The 16896-nt window shown below is 69.1% G+C and carries 15 protein-coding genes; 12 read left to right on the forward strand and 3 right to left on the reverse strand.

Going from position 1 to position 16896, the window contains the following annotated elements; translation table 11 throughout:
- Window positions 1-33: 33 nt before the first annotated feature.
- Window positions 34-618, reverse strand: coding sequence for an isopentenyl-diphosphate Delta-isomerase (idi, locus tag AB0I81_RS08915; RefSeq protein ID WP_360652419.1), 585 nt, complete (start codon window positions 616-618; stop codon window positions 34-36).
- A gap of 87 nt (window positions 619-705) precedes the next feature.
- Here idi and AB0I81_RS08920 point away from each other — a divergent pair, with 87 nt between their 5' ends.
- On the forward strand, window positions 706-1992 hold the full coding sequence (locus AB0I81_RS08920) for an MFS transporter (RefSeq protein WP_360652422.1): 1287 nt from the start codon (window positions 706-708) through the stop codon (window positions 1990-1992).
- Here the strand turns inward: AB0I81_RS08920 and AB0I81_RS08925 are convergent.
- Window positions 1972-3372 carry a CCA tRNA nucleotidyltransferase gene (locus AB0I81_RS08925; RefSeq protein ID WP_360652425.1) on the reverse strand — a complete coding sequence of 467 codons (1401 nt, stop codon included), beginning with the start codon at window positions 3370-3372 and terminating at the stop codon, window positions 1972-1974. The two genes, AB0I81_RS08920 and AB0I81_RS08925, sit on opposite strands and share 21 nt — an antisense overlap.
- Before the next feature lie 153 nt (window positions 3373-3525).
- Between AB0I81_RS08925 and AB0I81_RS08930 the strand changes: the two genes are divergently transcribed.
- From AB0I81_RS08930 to AB0I81_RS08970, 9 genes are all read left to right on the forward strand, one after another.
- A complete protein-coding gene (locus AB0I81_RS08930; RefSeq protein WP_360652428.1) occupies window positions 3526-4050 on the forward strand; it encodes a YbaK/EbsC family protein in 525 nt (174 codons plus the stop codon).
- A 50-nt stretch (window positions 4051-4100) separates the two neighbouring features.
- The gene (locus AB0I81_RS08935) at window positions 4101-6359 is read left to right on the forward strand and encodes a DUF6049 family protein (protein ID WP_360652431.1); all 2259 of its coding nucleotides are present in this window, start codon (window positions 4101-4103) and stop codon (window positions 6357-6359) included.
- Window positions 6356-7960, forward strand: a complete 1605-nt coding sequence (gene murJ / locus AB0I81_RS08940) for a murein biosynthesis integral membrane protein MurJ (protein ID WP_360652434.1) — start codon at window positions 6356-6358, stop codon at window positions 7958-7960. The genes AB0I81_RS08935 and murJ overlap by 4 nt, the downstream gene beginning before the upstream one ends.
- A 166-nt stretch (window positions 7961-8126) precedes the next feature.
- Window positions 8127-9647, forward strand: coding sequence for a protein kinase family protein (locus tag AB0I81_RS08945; RefSeq protein WP_360652437.1), 1521 nt, complete (start codon window positions 8127-8129; stop codon window positions 9645-9647).
- Window positions 9648-9662: 15 nt separating this feature from the next.
- Complete coding sequence (gene sigM, locus AB0I81_RS08950) at window positions 9663-10298, forward strand: RNA polymerase sigma factor SigM (RefSeq protein ID WP_360652440.1); 636 nt, start codon at window positions 9663-9665, stop codon at window positions 10296-10298.
- A complete protein-coding gene (locus AB0I81_RS08955) occupies window positions 10288-11229 on the forward strand; it encodes a hypothetical protein (protein ID WP_360652444.1) in 942 nt (313 codons plus the stop codon). The genes sigM and AB0I81_RS08955 overlap by 11 nt, the downstream gene beginning before the upstream one ends.
- 158 nt (window positions 11230-11387) lie before the next feature.
- The gene (trxB, locus tag AB0I81_RS08960; RefSeq protein WP_360652447.1) at window positions 11388-12320 is read left to right on the forward strand and encodes a thioredoxin-disulfide reductase; all 933 of its coding nucleotides are present in this window, start codon (window positions 11388-11390) and stop codon (window positions 12318-12320) included.
- 10 nt (window positions 12321-12330) lie between these two features.
- Window positions 12331-12645, forward strand: a complete 315-nt coding sequence (trxA, locus tag AB0I81_RS08965) for a thioredoxin (RefSeq protein WP_360652451.1) — start codon at window positions 12331-12333, stop codon at window positions 12643-12645.
- 94 nt (window positions 12646-12739) lie between these two features.
- Window positions 12740-13381: a GNAT family protein gene (locus AB0I81_RS08970; protein WP_360652454.1), complete on the forward strand. Its 642-nt coding sequence runs from the start codon at window positions 12740-12742 to the stop codon at window positions 13379-13381.
- Window positions 13382-13571: 190 nt separating this feature from the next.
- Here AB0I81_RS08970 and AB0I81_RS08975 read toward each other — a convergent pair whose 3' ends face one another.
- Window positions 13572-14189, reverse strand: a complete 618-nt coding sequence (locus AB0I81_RS08975) for a GNAT family N-acetyltransferase (protein ID WP_360652457.1) — start codon at window positions 14187-14189, stop codon at window positions 13572-13574.
- Window positions 14190-14458: 269 nt separating this feature from the next.
- On the opposite strand from AB0I81_RS08975, the gene AB0I81_RS08980 reads away from it, so the two are divergent.
- On the forward strand, window positions 14459-15691 hold the full coding sequence (locus tag AB0I81_RS08980) for a PLP-dependent aminotransferase family protein (protein ID WP_360653898.1): 1233 nt from the start codon (window positions 14459-14461) through the stop codon (window positions 15689-15691).
- A gap of 193 nt (window positions 15692-15884) precedes the next feature.
- The gene (locus AB0I81_RS08985) at window positions 15885-16847 is read left to right on the forward strand and encodes a D-alanine--D-alanine ligase (RefSeq protein ID WP_360652460.1); all 963 of its coding nucleotides are present in this window, start codon (window positions 15885-15887) and stop codon (window positions 16845-16847) included.
- The last annotated feature ends 49 nt before the right edge of the window (window positions 16848-16896 follow it).

The following is a 16896-nucleotide window of genomic DNA, read 5'->3' on the forward strand; positions in this document are numbered from 1 at the left end:
CTCAAGCCTGTCGCCCGCGGCGCCGCCGCCTTTTCAGGCGCGGGCCGCGGGAGGGAGGTCGTCCGGGGAGGCCGGTTCCCAGGTGAGGGGGTCGGAGCCGAGCTCCGTCAACATCGGCACCTGCTCCCTGCACCACGGCGAGATCGCCAGCAGCCCGTTCTGGGCCCCCTCGGCGAACTCCTTCCACGGCATCCACCACGTCTCCCCCACCTCCTCCGGGTTGGGCGCCACGGGCGAGTCGACGATGACCCGGTAGACGGGGCACAACTCGTGCTCGACGATGCCGTTGGCCATCACCGCGCGGTAGGAGAAGGTGGGCAGCAGGAGATCGGCGCGCTCGGCCGGCAGCCCCAGCTCGAAGGAGAGCCGGCGCAGGACCGCGCGGTCCACCGGCTCGCCGGGCAGCGGGTGGCCGCAGCAGCTGTTGGTCCAGACGCTCGGCCACGTGATCTTGTGATCCGCCCTCCTGGTGAGCAGCACGCGGCCCTCGCCGTCGAAGACGTAGCTGGAGAACGCCAGATGAAGGGGCGTCTCGCGGCCGTGCACCGACGACTTAGGTGCGGTGCCGAGTGCGTGGCCGTCAAGGTCGACCAGCACCACGTGTTCCTCAGTGGTCACGCTTTGAAGCGTACGAGATCATGACCACCTGTCGGAACCCCTTGGCCGTCCGGCCGGGAGGCCGTATGCGGCGGCTAGGCTGATCGTGTGTCATTTGTCGCCGATCTCCGCGTGGTGCTGCGGGGCAAAGACTTCAGGCGGCTGTTCGGCACCCGGCTGGTGTCCCAGTTCTCCGACGGGATCTTCCAGTTCGCCGTGACCGGATTCGCCTTCTTCAGCCCCGAGAGCCAGACGACCGCGCTCGCCGTGGCCGCCGGAATGGCCGTGCTGTTCCTGCCGTACAGCGTGCTCGGGCCCTTCGTCGGTGTCTTCATCGACCGCTGGCCGCGGCGGCAGATCCTCGTCGTGGCCCCCTTCGTGCGCGGCGCGCTGCTGCTGGTGGCCGCCGGGCTGGTCGCGGCCGACGTGCCCGACGCGTGGTTCTACGGGGCGGCGCTGGCCGTGCTCGGAGTCAACCGCTTCTTCCTGGCCGCGCTCGGCGCCTCGTTGCCGCACGTGGTGCCCGCCGATCGGCTGATCTCGGCCAACGCGGTCGTGCCCACCTCGGGGACGGTGGCCACGTTCTTCGGCGCGGGCCTGGGGTTCCTGCTGCGGGAGGTGTACGGCGGCGACGACCTGGGCGTGGCGCTGCTGCTGGCCTCCTCCGGCGTGGTGTTCACGCTGAGCGCACTCGTGGCGCGGACCATGGACCGCCAGTTGCTCGGCCCGTGGTCCGACCCCGACCGGCCACAGGCCAGCCAGGCCCTGCGCAACGTGGTCACCGGTCTTGCCGACGGCGCCAAGCACATCGCGCGGCACCGGGTGGCCGCCGCGACGATGGGCGCGATGGCCGCGCACCGCTTCCTGTTCGGCATGTGCACCGCCCTGGGCATCATCCTGTACCGCTACTACTTCACCGACGGCGACGCCGACGCGGCACTGCGCGGGGTCAGCCTGGTGGTGGTCGCCGCGGGCATCGGCACCGCGCTGGCCGTGGTCATCACCCCGTACACGACCGAGTGGTTCGGGATCGAGCGCTGGGTGCAGATCGCGCTGGTCTCGGCCGGAGTGCTGACGGCGGTGCTGGCGCTGCCCTTCCAGGAGTGGGGGCTGCCGGTGGCCGGGTTCGTGCTGGGGCTGGCCGGGCAGAGCGTCAAGATCTGCGCCGACACGACCGTCCAGCGCGACGTGGAGGACATCTACCGGGGCCGCGCGTTCTCGATCTACGACATGCTGTTCAACGGCATGTACGTGCTCGCCGCCGGCCTGTCGGCGATCATCCTCCCGGCCGACGGCAAGTCCTACCTCGCGGTGGCGATCATCTCGCTTGGCTACCCCTTGGCGGCGCTCGCCTACCGGATGATCACCGCGCGCTCACGAGCCGGCGTTGTTTGACCTGGCCCACTCCAGCAGCGCCTGGGTGACGGCCTCCTTGCCGAGCAGGCCCTTGTCGAGCCTGAGGTCGAGCAGGAACTTGTAGGCCCGCCCCACCACCGGCCCCGGCCCGATCCCGAGCACCTGCTGGATCTCGTTCCCATCGAGCTCGGGACGGATCTTGGCCAGCTCCTCCTCCTCGGCGAGCCTGCTGATGCGCTCCTCAAGGTGGTCGTAGGTGCGCGACAGCGCCGTGGCCTTGCGCTTGTTGCGGGTGGTGCAGTCGGCCCTGGTCAGCTTGTGCAGCCGGACCAGCAGGTGGCCGGCGTCGCGCACGTAGCGGCGCACGGCGCTGTCGGTCCACTCCCCCGTGCCGTAACCGTGGAAGCGCAGGTGCAGCTCCACCAGCCGGGCCACGTCGGACACCACGTCCTTGGGGAACTTCAGCTCGCTCATGCGCTTCTTGGTCATCTGGGCGCCCACCACCTCGTGGTGGTGGAACGACACCCGCCCGCCCGGCTCGTGCCTGCGCGTCTTGGGCTTGCCGATGTCGTGCAGGATCGCCGCCCAGCGCAGGATGCGGTCCGGCTTGCCGTCCTCCTCCTGTGCGATGGCCTGGTCGAGCACGGTCAGCGAGTGCTCGTAGACGTCTTTGTGCCGGTGGTGCTCGTCGATCTCCAGGCGCAGCTTGGGCAGCTCGGGCAGCACGTACGCGGCCAGGCCCGTGTCGACCAGCAGCCGCAGCCCCTCGCGCGGGTCGGCGCCGCAGAGCAGCTTGTCCAGCTCGTCGCGGATGCGCTCGGCCGAGACGATCTCGATGCGCTCGGCCATCGCGGTCATCGCCGCCACCGCCCGCTCGTCCACCGCGAACCCGAGCTGCGAAGCGAACCTGGCGGCCCGCAACATGCGCAGCGGGTCGTCGCCGAAGGACTGCTCGGGCGTGCCCGGGGTGCGCAGCAGCCGCGCCCGCAGGTCCTCCCTGCCGCCGTACGGGTCCACGAACTCGTGGCTGGGCAGGCGTACCGCCATCGCGTTGACCGCGAAGTCGCGCCGCTCCAGGTCGGCGTCGAGCGTCTCGCCGTACATGACCTCGGGCTTGCGCGACTTCGGATCGTAGGACTCGCTCCGGTACGTGGTGATCTCGATCAGCCAGCTCCCCTTGCGCAGCCCGACCGTGCCGAAGTCGATGCCGATCGTCCATACGGAGTCGGCCCAGTCCCTGACCATCTCCAGCACCCTCTCGGGCCGGGCGTCGGTGGTCAGGTCGAGGTCGTTGCCCATGCGGCCGAGCAGCAGGTCGCGTACGGGCCCGCCGACAAGGGCCAGCTCATGGCCCTGCGCGGCGAACAGGCGGCCGAGCTCGTCGGCCACCGGGGCGATCTTGCGGAACAGGTCGTTCATGGCCCGCTGCTGGCTTTCGGTCAAAGTTGAGTCGGACAAACTGAGTCGGCCTTCTTGTGTGCTTCCGGAACATATCCCCCGAGCCACATCAGGTCCGGGTTACCGTCGGTCAAGGGACCGTCGGGGGCCATGGAATCAGGCAAGGAGGACTATATGAAGGACGCCCTCGCGATCCACCGCTGGCTCCTCGCACACCAGGTCCATCATGAGATCGTACGCCTTCCGCGTCCCATGACATGCGCGGCGGAGTTGCCGGAGACCGTCTCCGCGCCGCCCGGGCGTTGCCTGATGGTCTCGGTGCTCGAAGTCACGACCTGGGTCGGCCGCGAGGTCGTCGTCGGGGTCACCTCCCCCGTCTCGTCCCCGCCCGCCCTCGGAGCCGTCGGTGCGTTGCTCGGTGCGCGCCGGATCCATCCCGCGCCCGCTCACCTGGTCAACTCGGTCACCGACTACGCCGACGGGCTGGTGTGCCCGCTGCTGCTGCCCGAGTCGTTGCCGATGTTCATCGACGACCGGCTGTTCGCCGACACCGAACCGATCTTCACCGCCACCGGTGAACGCCACACGGCCCTGTCAGTACGTGCTCTCGACCTGCTGGCCCTTATGCCGGGCAAGGTCGTCGACCTACGCGGCGCGCACCCGAGAGGATCACGTGGGGCGGTCGCGCGACGGCACTGAGCCCGTACCATTGCGGGCGTGCGTCGTCGAAGTCCAGCCCGGGCATCCGCGTGATCCGTAAGGCCGCGCTGCTCGCCGCGCTTTCCGCCGCGTTGCTCGCCCCCCTGGTGGCGGTGACGCCGAGCACGGCTGCCGCCAGGACGAGTGTGCCGAACGCGGCCGCCGCCAATGTGTCGAGGACGGTTGCCGCAGAGACGAGTGTGCCGAGCACGGCTGTCGCCAAGACGAGTGTGACGGCAACGAGGCAGAACCTCTCCGTGTCGATCGGGTCGATCACGCCGGAGGTGCCCAAGAACGTCACCGATGTGATCAAGTTCACCGGCACGGTCCGCAACGACACCGGCACGACGCAGTACAACGTCGCCGTCCGGCTGCTCTACGACTCGCGGCCGTTCACCGGCCGCGCCGCCATGGCCGCCTGGGACGCCGACCCGGCGGCCCGGCCGCCCAACGTCTCCCGCAGTTCCAGGATGCCGTTCACGACGCTGGAGCCCGGCGCCGAGCAGCGCTGGGAGTTCACCGCGACGCCCGCGCAACTCGGCTACCGCTCGTTCGGCGTCTATCCGATCGGCGTCGACGTGGCGGTCAACGAGGTGAGCCAGCAGGCGCAGCGCACCTACCTGACGTACGCGCCGGCCACCACGCCGAGGAAGCCGCGCAACAAGCTGGCCATCGCGCTGCCCGTCATCGACCAGCCGCGCAGGGGCACCGACGACTCGCTGTTCATCGACGACAAGCTGAGCCAGGCGCTGACCGGCCGGGGCCGCCTGGCCGACCTGGCCAAGATCGCGCAGAGCGCGCCGAGCACCGTCACCTGGTTCGTCGAGCCCGGACTGCTCGACGACGTCAACGCGATGTCCAAGGGCTACCGCGTCAAGGTCAAGGACGGCGCCCCGCAGACCAAGCCGGCCAGCACCACGGCGGCGCAGTGGCTGACGACCATGCGCAGCTCGCTGGCGGCCTCTCCGGTGGTCGCGGTGCCGTACGCGGATCCCGACGTGGCGGCGCTGGCCCACCAGGGGCTGGACACGCAGACGAACCGGGCGATCGAGCTGGGCGGCCAGACGGCCAAGGCGCTGATCAACCCCAACGCGAAGACCAACCTCAACTGGCCGGCGGTCGGCGTGCTCGACCCCGACGCGCTCGACCTGCTCTCGATCAGCGGCGTCAACACCGTCCTGCTCAACGCCACCAACCTGCCCACGGAGCAGCAACGGCTGCAGCAACAGCAGCAGCAGGACCAGTCCGCCACCACCACGCCCACCGTCACCACCGCCACCGAGGCCGTCACGCCCGACGCCGCCGCGACCCTCGACTCGGTCAACGGCCCCGTCACCGCGCTGGTGGCCGACGCCGGGCTGAGCCGCCTGTTCGAGCCGGAGTCCGGCACGTCCACGCTGCTGAGCACGCAGCGCTTCATCGCCGAGACCGCGATGATCTCCGCCGAGCCCGGCCAGACGGCGCCGAGGTCGCTGGTCGTCGCTCCCTCGCGGCGCTGGGACCCCAATCCGACGCTCGTCACCACCCTGATCAAGGCCGCGGGGCGGCTGCCGTGGCTGGAGTTGTCCACGCTGGAGTCGCTCAAGCCGAGCAAGGCGTCCGTCCCGCGCACCGGGCTGGTCTACACCGAGCAGGACCGCAAGGAGGAGCTGACCGGCAAGTACCTGGCGCCCGTCCGGGACGCCTGGTCCAAGGCCCAGCTCACCTCGCTGATCACGGAGGACAAGACGGCCTCCGGCTTCGACGCGGCGGTGTTGCGGCTGACCTCCTCCGCCTGGCGCAACAACACGCGGGTGGGCCGCTCGGTGACCAAGCTGGTCAGCGCGGCCGTGGACGCCAGGACCGGCGACATCCAGATCACCGGGGCCCAGCCCGACATGACCCGTACGCTCGCGGGCAGCAACGGCGTGGTCCCGATCAGCGTGAAGAACGAGCGCAACGTCAAGATCCAGCTCTACATCGACGTCAAGTCCGACAACCCCGAGTTGCTGCAGGTCAACTTCTCGCAGCTGGAGCCGCTGGCGATCGGCGGCGGGCAGAGCGGCACGGTCCAGGTGCCGATGAACGCCGCCCCTGACACCAACGGCAACGCGACGGTGACGGTGCAACTGCGGACCGCCGACGGTCAGGCGTACGGCAAGCCGCAGCGGCTGACGATCCGCACCACCGGCTACACCGGGATCGCCCTGGTGATCGTGGGCGCCGCGCTGACCGTGATGCTCGCCGCCGTGGTCACGCGGTTGCTGCGGCGCAGGTCGGAGCGCAGGCTCGCGCGGGCCGCCAAGAACCGGGAGAGTGAGACCGTATGAGCCGCATGTTGCGGGCCGGCGCCATCATGGCGGCGGGCACCATGGTGTCCAGGGTCACGGGGTTCGTGCGGACGATGGTGCTGGCCTCCGCCATCGGCACCGCGGCGCTGGGCGACGCCTACAACGCGGCGTACGCGATCCCCTACAGCATCCTCGACCTGCTGCTCCTGGGCGTGCTGAGCAGCGTCATCGTGCCGATGATCGTCCGGGCACAGCAGCACGACCCGGACGGCGGCCGGGCCTACGAGCAACGACTGCTGACGATCTCCACGGTCGCGCTGGTCATGGTCGCGGCCCTCAGCGTGCTGGCGGCGCCGCTGCTGATCAACCTCTACACCGACTGGGCTCCCGGCAGCCACAAGTACGAGGTCGCGGTCATGCTGGCCCGCTTCATCCTGCCGCAGCTAGCCTTCTTCGGCGTGGGCGCGGTGGCCGGGGCCATCCTGAACACCCGCGACCGCTACGGCGCCCCCATGTGGGCCCCGGTCGTCAACAACCTGGTCGTCATCTGCGTGTTCCTGCTCTACGCCGTGGTCGGCTCGGGCAAGGACATCGAGCGGATCACCACGACCGACATGGCGCTGCTCGGCCTGGGCACCACGGCCGGCATCGTGGCCCAGGCGCTGGTGCTGATCGTGGCGTTGCGGCGGGCCGGGTTCCAGTTCGTGCCCCGCTTCGACCTGCGTAACGCGCGGCTGGGCGAGATGGCCAAGACCGGGGTCTGGACCATCGGCTACGTGGTGGTCACTCAGCTCGGCTTCATGCTGACGGTCAACCTGGCCAGCGCGGCCGGCAACCTGGTGTCCGGGCACGGGATCAGCCCGTACACGTTGGCGTTCCAGCTTTTCCAGCTTCCGTACGGCATCATCGGCGTATCGGTGATCACCGCCATGTTGCCGCGCATGAGCCGGGCCGTGGCCGACGGGCGGCTGACGGACGTGCGCACCGAGTTCGGGTCGAGCGTGCGGCTGATCTCCTCGCTGATGGTGCCGGTGTCGATGCTGCTCATGGTGCTCGGCCCGGCGATCACCGTGCCGCTCTACGGCCACGGCGCCAACACCATCCCCGACGCCGTCTACATCGGCAACGTGTTGCAGGTCTACGGGCTGGCGCTGGTGCCGTTCGCGATCTTCCAGCTGCTGCTGCGGGTCTTCTACAGCTTCGGCGACACGCGTACGCCGGTGTTCATCGGCGCGGGCACGACGGCGGTCAACGCGCTGCTCATGTGGCTGCTCTACCAGGCGCTGCCGGCGCGTTACGCGGTGATGGGGCTGGCTCTGGCGTACGCGATCGCGTACGGGCTCGGCGCGGTCCTGGCCTGGTGGCTGGCCGGTCGCCGGGTCCAGGGGCTGGACGGCTGGGCCGTCGGCATGGCGCTGACCAGGATGTACCTCTCGGCCCTGCCCACGGCCGTGCTGGCGCTGGCCTCGGTCTGGATGGTCACGGCGGTGTTCGGCGGCCTGGACTTCCTCAACTCGGTGATCGTGCTGGCCATCGGCGGCGGGCTGGGCATGTTGCTCTATCTCGGCGTGGCCCACAGAATGCGCATCCCGGAGGTCAACTCGCTCGTTGGGATGGTCGCGAGGCGGGTAGGTCGGTAAAGAACACGGACAGAATCTTCTCGGCACTACCATGGAGCCCTACTAGCGCGAATGGAAGCAGGAGGGGCGTGGGCGGATTTACCCGGCATAGCGTGCCTTCTTTGGACATCACCGCGCAGGTGAGTCGAGTCATGAGCACGCCCGATCGGCCATACGGAGTGAGCCAGTGAGCAGCACGTCGGCCGTCGAACCCGGCACCCGCCTCGCGGAGCGCTTCCGGCTGGAAGACCGCGTCAGCGAGTCCGATGGCGCCACGCTGTGGAAGGCCATCGATGAGATCCTCGCCCGCCCTGTGGCGGTGCACACCTTCGCCCCCGACTTTCCCCGGGTTCACGAGGTCGTCACGGCCGCCCGCGCCGCGAGCCGGCTGACCGACCCGCGCCTGACGCAGGTCTTCGACGCCGCGGAGGACGACAAGAGCGCCTACGTCGTCAGCGAGTGGGTCACCGGCGAGACGCTGACCGACCTGCTGGCGGGCGGGCCGCTGGAGCCCGACCGGGCCGCCGGGCTGGTCGCCGAGGCCGCCGAGGCCCTGGCGCACGCCCACGAGGCGCAGCTCTACCACCTGTGCCTGCGCCCTTCCCACCTGATGTGGACGACCGGAAACACGGTCAAGGTGCTCGGCGTGGCCGTGGACGCGGCGATGTGGGGGCTGACCACCGACCAGCCGGCGCTCGACGACGCCGAGGGCCTGGGCCGCCTGCTGTACGCCGGGCTGACCGGCCACTGGCCGGGCGACGAGGAGGAGGGCGGCCTGCCGGCCGCTCCCATGATCGACGGCCACTTCTGCACGCCCCGGCAGGTCACCGCCGGCGTGCCCGGCTACCTCGACACGGTCACCGTGCGGGCGTGCCTGCCCGAGTCGCGCAGGGGGCAGGGCGCGCTGGCCAGCCCGTCGCAGGTCGCCGAGGCGCTGGCCGAGGTCGCCAGGCCCATGCCGATCCCGATCTCCTACCCCTCGACCCCGGCGGTGGCCTCCGCCTCCCACACCGAGGGCCTGGAGCTGGCCCACCACCGGCCGAAGCCCGCCATGCCCCCGCTGCCGCCTCCTCCGCAGCCGCGGCGCCCGCAGGGCGGCGGCAGCCCGGTCAACCGGGTGCTTATGACGGTGGTGGTGCTGCTCGTTATCGCCGCCGTGGGCGTCGGCGCCTGGACGATCGGCCGCAGCCTGGGCAGCCCGACCGATACCCCGGCCGCCAGTGCGGCCCCTTCCAGCCCCGCGTCGGCCTCGGCCGAGGCGGAGGCGGTCAAGCCGGAGAAGGCTCAGGGCTTCGACCCGCTCGGCGACGGCGACGAGAAGTCCAGCGTGGCCAAGCTGGCCATCGACGGCAAGCCCAGCACGTTGTGGAAGACCGAGACCTACGGCAGCGCCGACCTGGGCCGGCTCAAGGACGGCGTGGGCCTGCTGCTCGATATGGGCAAGTCCATGCAGATCAGTGACGTGGTGGCTACGTTGTCGGATGCGCCGGGCGCGAGCATCGAGCTGAAGGTGGGCGACTCCGCCGAACTCGACTCGCTGAAGACCGTGGCGACAGAGAAGAACGCCGCAGGTAAAACCACTCTTACGCCCGAGAAGCCGGCGACCGGGCGGTACGTTTTGATCTGGTTTACGCGTGTTCCGACGGATGCAGGCACTTTTCATGGCACCATCTATGAGGTAGTGGTGCACTCTCCCGGATCGGCATAATCAGGAATCTCTCTTGTGAACTCCCCACCCGAGACACCCTCAGCAGCGGAGCGGCCGGCGGTCACAGACGCCGAGCTGCTCACCGCGCACATCAACGGGGATCCACACGCCTTCAGCGAAATCGTCAAGAGGCACCGCGACCGCATGTGGGCGGTCGCCCTGCGTACGCTCGGTGACCCCGACGAGGCCGCCGACGCCGTGCAGGACGCCTTCGTCTCCGCATATCGCAAGGCCGCCACGTTCCGAGGCGAGGCGGCCGTCACCACGTGGCTGCATCGCATCGTGGTCAACGCCTGCCTCGACAGGATGCGCCGTAAATCCGTCAGACCGGTCGCCGACGACGAGCTGATCGAGGCCGCGGAACGCGAGACCCCGCTGCCCGACCAGACCCTCGAGCGTGAGGTCTCGATGGAGGTTTCGGCCGCTCTGAAACTGCTGCCCGCGGACCAGCGGGCAGCGCTGGTGCTGGTGGACATGATGGGTTACTCCGTTGAAGACGCAGCTCAGGTGCTGCAGGTGCCCAGCGGCACGGTGAAGAGCCGGTGTGCGCGAGGGCGCGCGAAACTTGCCCCAATTCTTTCGCATCTGCGGAACCGAACAGACCTCAATCGCGTCTCATCCGCGAAGGGAGCAGAACTTCGTGACGGGTGATACGCACTACGATCTGGAAACCCTGGCCGAGCTGGCCGAGGGTCTCCTGGACGTCGCCATGGCGCGCCAGGTCCGCGAGCATCTCGCGGTCTGCGACCCCTGCGGGGAGTCACTGGCCGACCTGGCGGCGGTTCGCGAGGTGCTGGCCGCGACCCCCACACCGGCCATGCCGATGGGTGTCGCACTGCGCATCGACAAAGCCTTGGCCGCCGAGGCGGATTCCCGGCGGGGAGGAGGTGTCGGCCTCGCGGAAGCACCGGACTGGGATGAGCTCATGCGGGATGCCCCATGGGAGCGTCCTGCCACGGTCCGGGAGCCTGCGCGTCTCGACGCCTCAGACTCCTCTGAGGTGGAAGACGCCGGCGAGCCGGTACGCCTCGGCGTGGTCTCCGACGACGGCACGATCGTCCCGGTCAGGAGCCGCACCCAGCGGCGACGGCGCTGGGCGATGCCCGCGGTCGCCGCCGCGGCGGCCGCCGTCGTGGTCGGCACGGCCGTGACCTCCGCCAACCTGCTGGCCGTCGGGGATGACAGCGGAGCGGGCGTGGCGCCGCCACCGGTCGCCCTGCCGAGCCAGACGTCCGCGCCATCTAAGGAGTACCCCAGGGCCAGGCCGTACGCGCTGACAGCCAGCAACCACAACTACAGCGACCAGAACCTGCGGCTGCCGTTGCAGAGCCTCCTGGCTCCCGCTCCCGCCCTGATCCTGCGCGGCGACTCCAGTGACGCCGACAAGGTCACCAAGTGCGTCACCGCGGTCTCCAACCGTTCCAAGCTCAATGTGTTCGCGGTGGACCAGGGGCAGTACAACGGGCAGGAGGCGCTCATCGTGGCCTCCTGGAAGCAGCGGGCCGCCAAGAAGGTCCGCATCGACGTCGTCGATCCGTTCAGCTGCAAGAACCTGCGTAAGCCCACCCTGGGCCGCTGGTAACTCATCTACCGGCGAAAAACCTGCGTCAGAGCCCGCTTCGGCGGGCTCTTTCGTTTCTGGCATCGTTGTACTGGCGTTGCCGGGCGGCGCTGGGAATCAGCGCGCCCTAGGATCTGTTGACGCCGGTGGTAGCCAGCAGACGAGGAAGGCGTGAAGCGTTGAGCGACGTCCGTAACGTGATCATCATTGGTTCCGGCCCGGCCGGTTACACGGCGGCCGTCTACTCCGCGCGCGCCGAACTCAAGCCCCTCATCTTCGAGGGGTCCGTGACCGCGGGCGGCGCGCTCATGAACACCACCGACGTGGAGAACTTCCCCGGGTTCCCCGACGGCATCATGGGCCCCGACCTCATGGACAACCTGCGCAAGCAGGCCGAGCGCTTCGGCGCGGAGCTGGTGGCGGACGACGTCGTCGAGGTCGACCTGAACGCCAACCCCAAGGTCGTCAAGACCCACACCGACACCTACTACGCCAAGTCGGTCATCCTGGCCATGGGCTCGGGCTACCGCGAGCTGGGCCTGGACAACGAGAAGCGGCTGTCCGGGCACGGCGTGTCCTGGTGCGCCACCTGTGACGGGTTCTTCTTCCGCAACAAGGACATCGTGGTCGTCGGCGGCGGCGACACCGCGATGGAGGAGGCCACGTTCCTGACCAGGTTCGGGCGCATGGTGACGGTGGTGCACCGCCGCGACTCGCTGCGGGCCAGCAAGATCATGCAGGACCGGGCGCTCGCGAACGACAAGATCCGCTTCGTGTGGGACTCCGAGGTCACCGACGTGCTCGGCGACAACAAGGTCGAGGCCGTGAAGCTGCGCAACGTCAAGAGCGGCGAGGAATGCGAGCTGGCGACGGACGCGTTGTTCCTGGCCATCGGGCACGACCCGCGTACCGAGCTCGTCAAGGGTCAGATCGACCTCGACGAGAACGGCTACATCAAGGTGGCCGCGCCGTCCACCGCGACCAACATCGAGGGTGTGTTCGCCGCCGGCGACGTCGTCGACCACACCTACCGCCAGGCCATCACCGCGGCGGGCACCGGCTGTGCGGCCTCGCTCGACTCCGAGCGCTGGCTCGCCAACAACGAGAAGTAAGGAGCGCACCGTGAAGGCTGTCACCGACGCCACTTTTGAAGCTGAGGTCCTCAAGAACGACAAGCCCGTGCTGGTCGACTTCTGGGCGGAGTGGTGCGGCCCGTGCCGTCAGGTCGCGCCCATCCTGCAGGAGATCGCCAAGGAGTACGGCGACAAGCTTGAGATCGTCAAGCTGAACATCGACGAGAACCCGGACGTGCCGCGCCAGTACGGTGTGCTCCAGATCCCGACGCTGAACGTGTACCAGGGCGGCGAGGTCGTCAAGCAGATCATCGGCGCCAAGCCGAAGGCCATGCTGCTGCGTGAGCTCGAAGGCATCATCTAACGGCACCCTGTGCGCGTCCCGGCCCCGGCCGCCCTTCGTGGGTGGCCGGGGTTTTTCGGTTGCGTGGCGTGTACCGGGTCGTCATGATCCAGTCGTGCTCATCGACCTGTGGCCCCAGTACGGCCTGATCATCCGCACGCCGCGCCTGGAGCTGCGCCTGCCGCACGAGGAGGAGCTGGCGGCACTCGCCGACCTCGCGGGCGAAGGTGTGCACCGGGCGGACGAGCGTCCCTTCCTGACCCCGTGGACCGACGGAGGTCCGCAGGATCGGGCCCGGTCCGTACTCCAGGGGCACTGGGGGGATCTCGCGGGATGGAGTGTGGCGGCGTGGCAACTCGGGCTCGGGGTCTTCCACCACGGGCGGCCGCTCGGCATGGTCGCGCTGCGGGCACACGACTTTCCCGTCGTCCGTGAGGTCGCCACGTCCTCGTGGCTGGGTCTGGCACACCAGGGAAACGGCTACGGGACCGAGGCTCGGGTCGGGCTGCTCACGCTGGCCTTCGATCATCTCGGCGCACGGGCCGCGCGTACCGAGGTGTTCCAGGACAACCACGCCTCCCAGGGGGTGTCCCGCAAGCTCGGCTACGAGCACGACGGCATCTCGGTGGACGCCCGCGGCGATGAGGCCCTCGTGTCCGATCGGCTGCGGCTCACCAGGCAGAGGTGGGCTCAGCAGGACCGGCCTGCGGTGAGGGTGGACGGCATCACGGCCTGCCGCCCGATGTTCGGCCTCTGACACCGGTGTTGCGGGCTCGTCGGCCGGTGTTGCGTGCTCGTCGGGACGGACGGGGACCATGAGGGGAGCCCTTGCCCTGAGTTCTGGGCACTGGAGGGCCTGGGCACTGGAGGGCCTGGGCACTGGAGGGCCTGGGCGCTGGAGGGCCGTCAGAGGGGACGTAGGGCCATGCGAGGGGCCTGAAGGACCGTCAGACGGGACGTAGGGCGCGTTCCGGGCTCATGGAGCCGAGGAGCCGCTCCAAGGCCACCTCGACGTCCTCACGCCACGACACGGCGCTCTTCAGCTCCAACCGCAACCGAGGGAATCTCAAATGCGGACGAACCGTCTTGAACCCCACAGAAAGCAAGTATTCGGCCGGAACTACGCAACTAGGCTCTTCCCACTTGAGATCCCCGAAAGCTTCAATGGCTTTCACCCCACGCCGCGTGAGGTCCTTGGCCACGCCCTGGATCAACATCCGCCCCAGCCCGCCACCCGAGAACTCGGGAATGATGTGCGCCGTCATCAGCAGCACCGCATCGGCGCTCACCGGCGAGGTGGGAAAGGCCACGGAACGCGGGCTGTAGAGTGGCGGACTGTAGATCACGAACCCCGCGGGAACCCCGTCCACATAGGCGATCTTCCCGCAACTCCCCCATTCGAGCAGAGTGCCGGAGATCCAGGCCTCCTTCTCCAGCCCGGGGTCGCCCGCCTCCCCCGCACGCTCCCCATTGACGGGGTCGAGCTCCCAGAACACACACCGGCGGCAGCGGCGTGGTAGATCTTCCACATTGTCCAGGGTTATGTTGACCAGCCGGCGCGACAACTACGGCCCCTATCGTTGACCACGAAAAGCGCGCGAAAACCGCGTCTACAGGTGGCATCGTAGCCCAGTGAAGATGTCGCCAGCCGACACCACGACGGTCGAGCCCGGCGACGGGCGACATGTCCGTCTGGCGTAATCTGGTATTTCAGTCCCATCTGACACCTAGGAGGTGGACCGTGACGGAAGAGCAGGATCACGGTCAGACGCCCGCGACCCAAGGGTCGCGCATCGATGCCTACGTCGATCGGTATGCCGCACGAGCTACCGGGATGGTCGCCTCCGAGATCCGAGCTCTTTTCGCCGTCGCGTCGAGGCCCGAGGTGGTCTCGCTCGCGGGCGGCATGCCGTACGTCACGGCCCTCCCCCTCGACATGGTCGGCGAGCTGGTCTCCGACCTTGTCACCCGGCGCGGCCCCGTCGCGCTGCAGTACGGTTCCGGCCAGGGTGACCCGCATCTGCGTGAGCAGATCTGCGAGGTCATGCGGCTGGAGGGGATCAACGCCGGGGCGAACGACGTCGTCGTCACCGTGGGATCGCAGCAGGCCCTCGACCTGATCACCCGGATCTTCATCGACCCGGGTGACGTGGTCCTGGCCGAGGGGCCCTCGTACGTGGGAGCCCTCGGAACGTTCGCCGCGTACCAGGCCAAAGTGGTTCACATTGCCATGGACGATCAGGGCATCGTGCCCGAATCGCTGGCTCAGACCATCTATGCCCTGGAGACCGCGGGCGCGCCCATCAAGTTCCTCTACACGATCCCGACCTTCCACAACCCCGGCGGCGTCACGCTGAACATCGCCCGCCGGCAGCAGGTCCTCGACATCTGCCAGCGAGCCGGGATCCTGATCATCGAGGACAACCCGTACGGGCTGCTCGGCTTCGACGGGGAGCCCATGCGCGCGCTGCGGGCCGACAACCCGGACGGCGTGGTCTACCTGGGCTCCTTCTCCAAGACGCTCGCCCCGGGCTTCCGCGTCGGCTGGGCGCTGGCACCGCACGCCATCCGCGAGAAGCTGGTGCTGGCCATGGAGTCGGCCGTGTTGTCCCACTCCACGTTCACGCAACTCGCCGTGGGCCAGTACCTGACCACGCAGCCGTGGCAGGAGCAGATCAAGACGTTCAGGGAGCTCTACCGCGAGCGCCGCGACGCGTTGCTGGACGCGCTCGGATCGCTGATGCCGCCCGAGGTCACCTGGACCCGACCCGCGGGCGGCTTCTTCGTCTGGGCGACCTTGCCGGAGGGGCTCGACTCGAAGGCGATCCTGCCGCGGGCCGTGGCCGAGCGGGTGGCGTTCGTACCGGGGACCGGGTTCTTCTCCGACGGCAGTGGCGCCCGGCACATGCGGCTGTCGTACTGCTATCCCGAGCCCGACCGCATCAGGGAAGGGGTGCGCCGGCTGGCCGGCGTGATCGAGCAGGAGATCCAGATCAGGGACACCTTCGGCACGGCCTCCGCCCGCGACCACCAGGGCGTCGTCACCCCGGCCCCTGACCTCGCCTGACCGTTCAAAGGGCCGGCGTTCACGCTTCCGCGTGACACCGGCCCTTTCTCATGCTCCTCATGCTTCTCATGTCAAGAAACCCCCTGCCGGATGGCCGAGATGGGATGGGATCGCCGCAGAACGCACCTCCCGTACACCATTCACCCACGACGCCGGTACGGTTGGACAGCGTGCCGTCAGCGGAGGAGAAGTGATGAGCGATCTGGGCCATGTGATCGTGCTGGCCGGGGGCCTCTCCTATGAGCGAGAGGTGTCTCTGCGCTCGGGTCGCAGGGTCAGCGAGGTGCTGCGCGCGACGGGCATCGACGTGGAGACCCGCGACACGGACGCCTCCCTCGTCCCCTCGATCCTGGCGGATTCCCCGGACGCCGTGTTCGTCACCCTGCACGGCGGCGCGGGCGAGGACGGCGCGATCCGTTCCGTGCTGGAGCTCCTCAACGTCCCCTACGTCGGCGCCGACCCGGACGCCTGCCGCGTGGCCTTCGACAAGCCCACCGCCAAGGCCGTCGTACGCTCCGTCGGACTGCGTACCCCCAAGTCGGTCACCCTGCCGAAGGAGACCTTCCACGACCTCGGCGCCACGGTGGTGCTCGGCCGCATCGTCGAACGCCTCGGCCTCCCCCTGTTCGTCAAGCCGGCCCGCGGCGGCTCGGCCCTGGGCGCCTCCTTCGTCCCCACCGCCGAAGAACTGCCCGCCGCGATGGTCGGCTGCTTCGCCTACGGCGACACCGCGCTGATCGAGCAGTACGTGGACGGCGTGGAGGTGGCCGTCTCCGTAGTGGACCTCGGCGACGGCCCCATCGCCCTGCCCGCCGTGGAAATCGTCCCTGACGAAGGCGTCTACGACTACGCGGCCCGCTACACCGCCGGCCACACCGAGTTCTTCGCCCCCGCCCGCCTCTCCGCCCAGGCGGCCGCGGCCTGCGCGGAGACCGCCGTTACTGCCCATACGGCTTTGGGGTTGCGGGACATCTCGCGTACGGACCTGATCGTCGACGCCGACGGAACACCGCACTTCCTTGAGGTCAATGTGGCGCCCGGCATGACGGAAACGTCACTCCTGCCGATGGCCGCAGAGGCAGCCGGCCAAGACCTCGGCGACCTCTGCCGCACCCTCCTCCAAAACGCCGCCACCCGCTCCTCCCACACCCCCTAACCCCACCCACTCACTCCCCCACCCCCTCCTAATTTCACTCACTCACGGC

Source organism: Nonomuraea sp. NPDC050404, from assembly GCF_040655495.1.
In the GTDB taxonomy this organism is placed as follows: Bacteria; Actinomycetota; Actinomycetes; order Streptosporangiales; family Streptosporangiaceae; genus Nonomuraea.

Bases quoted from the DNA above. Each gene is read 5' to 3' on its own strand.
- murJ (WP_360652434.1), top strand. From the start codon at position 6,356: ATGAGCCGCATGTTGCGGGCCGGCGCCATCATGGCGGCGGGCACCATG.
- AB0I81_RS08925 (WP_360652425.1), bottom strand. From the start codon at position 3,372: ATGAACGACCTGTTCCGCAAGATCGCCCCGGTGGCCGACGAGCTCGGC.
- AB0I81_RS08930 (WP_360652428.1), top strand. From the start codon at position 3,526: ATGAAGGACGCCCTCGCGATCCACCGCTGGCTCCTCGCACACCAGGTC.
- AB0I81_RS08985 (WP_360652460.1), top strand. From the start codon at position 15,885: ATGAGCGATCTGGGCCATGTGATCGTGCTGGCCGGGGGCCTCTCCTAT.
- AB0I81_RS08980 (WP_360653898.1), top strand. From the start codon at position 14,459: ATGGTCGCCTCCGAGATCCGAGCTCTTTTCGCCGTCGCGTCGAGGCCC.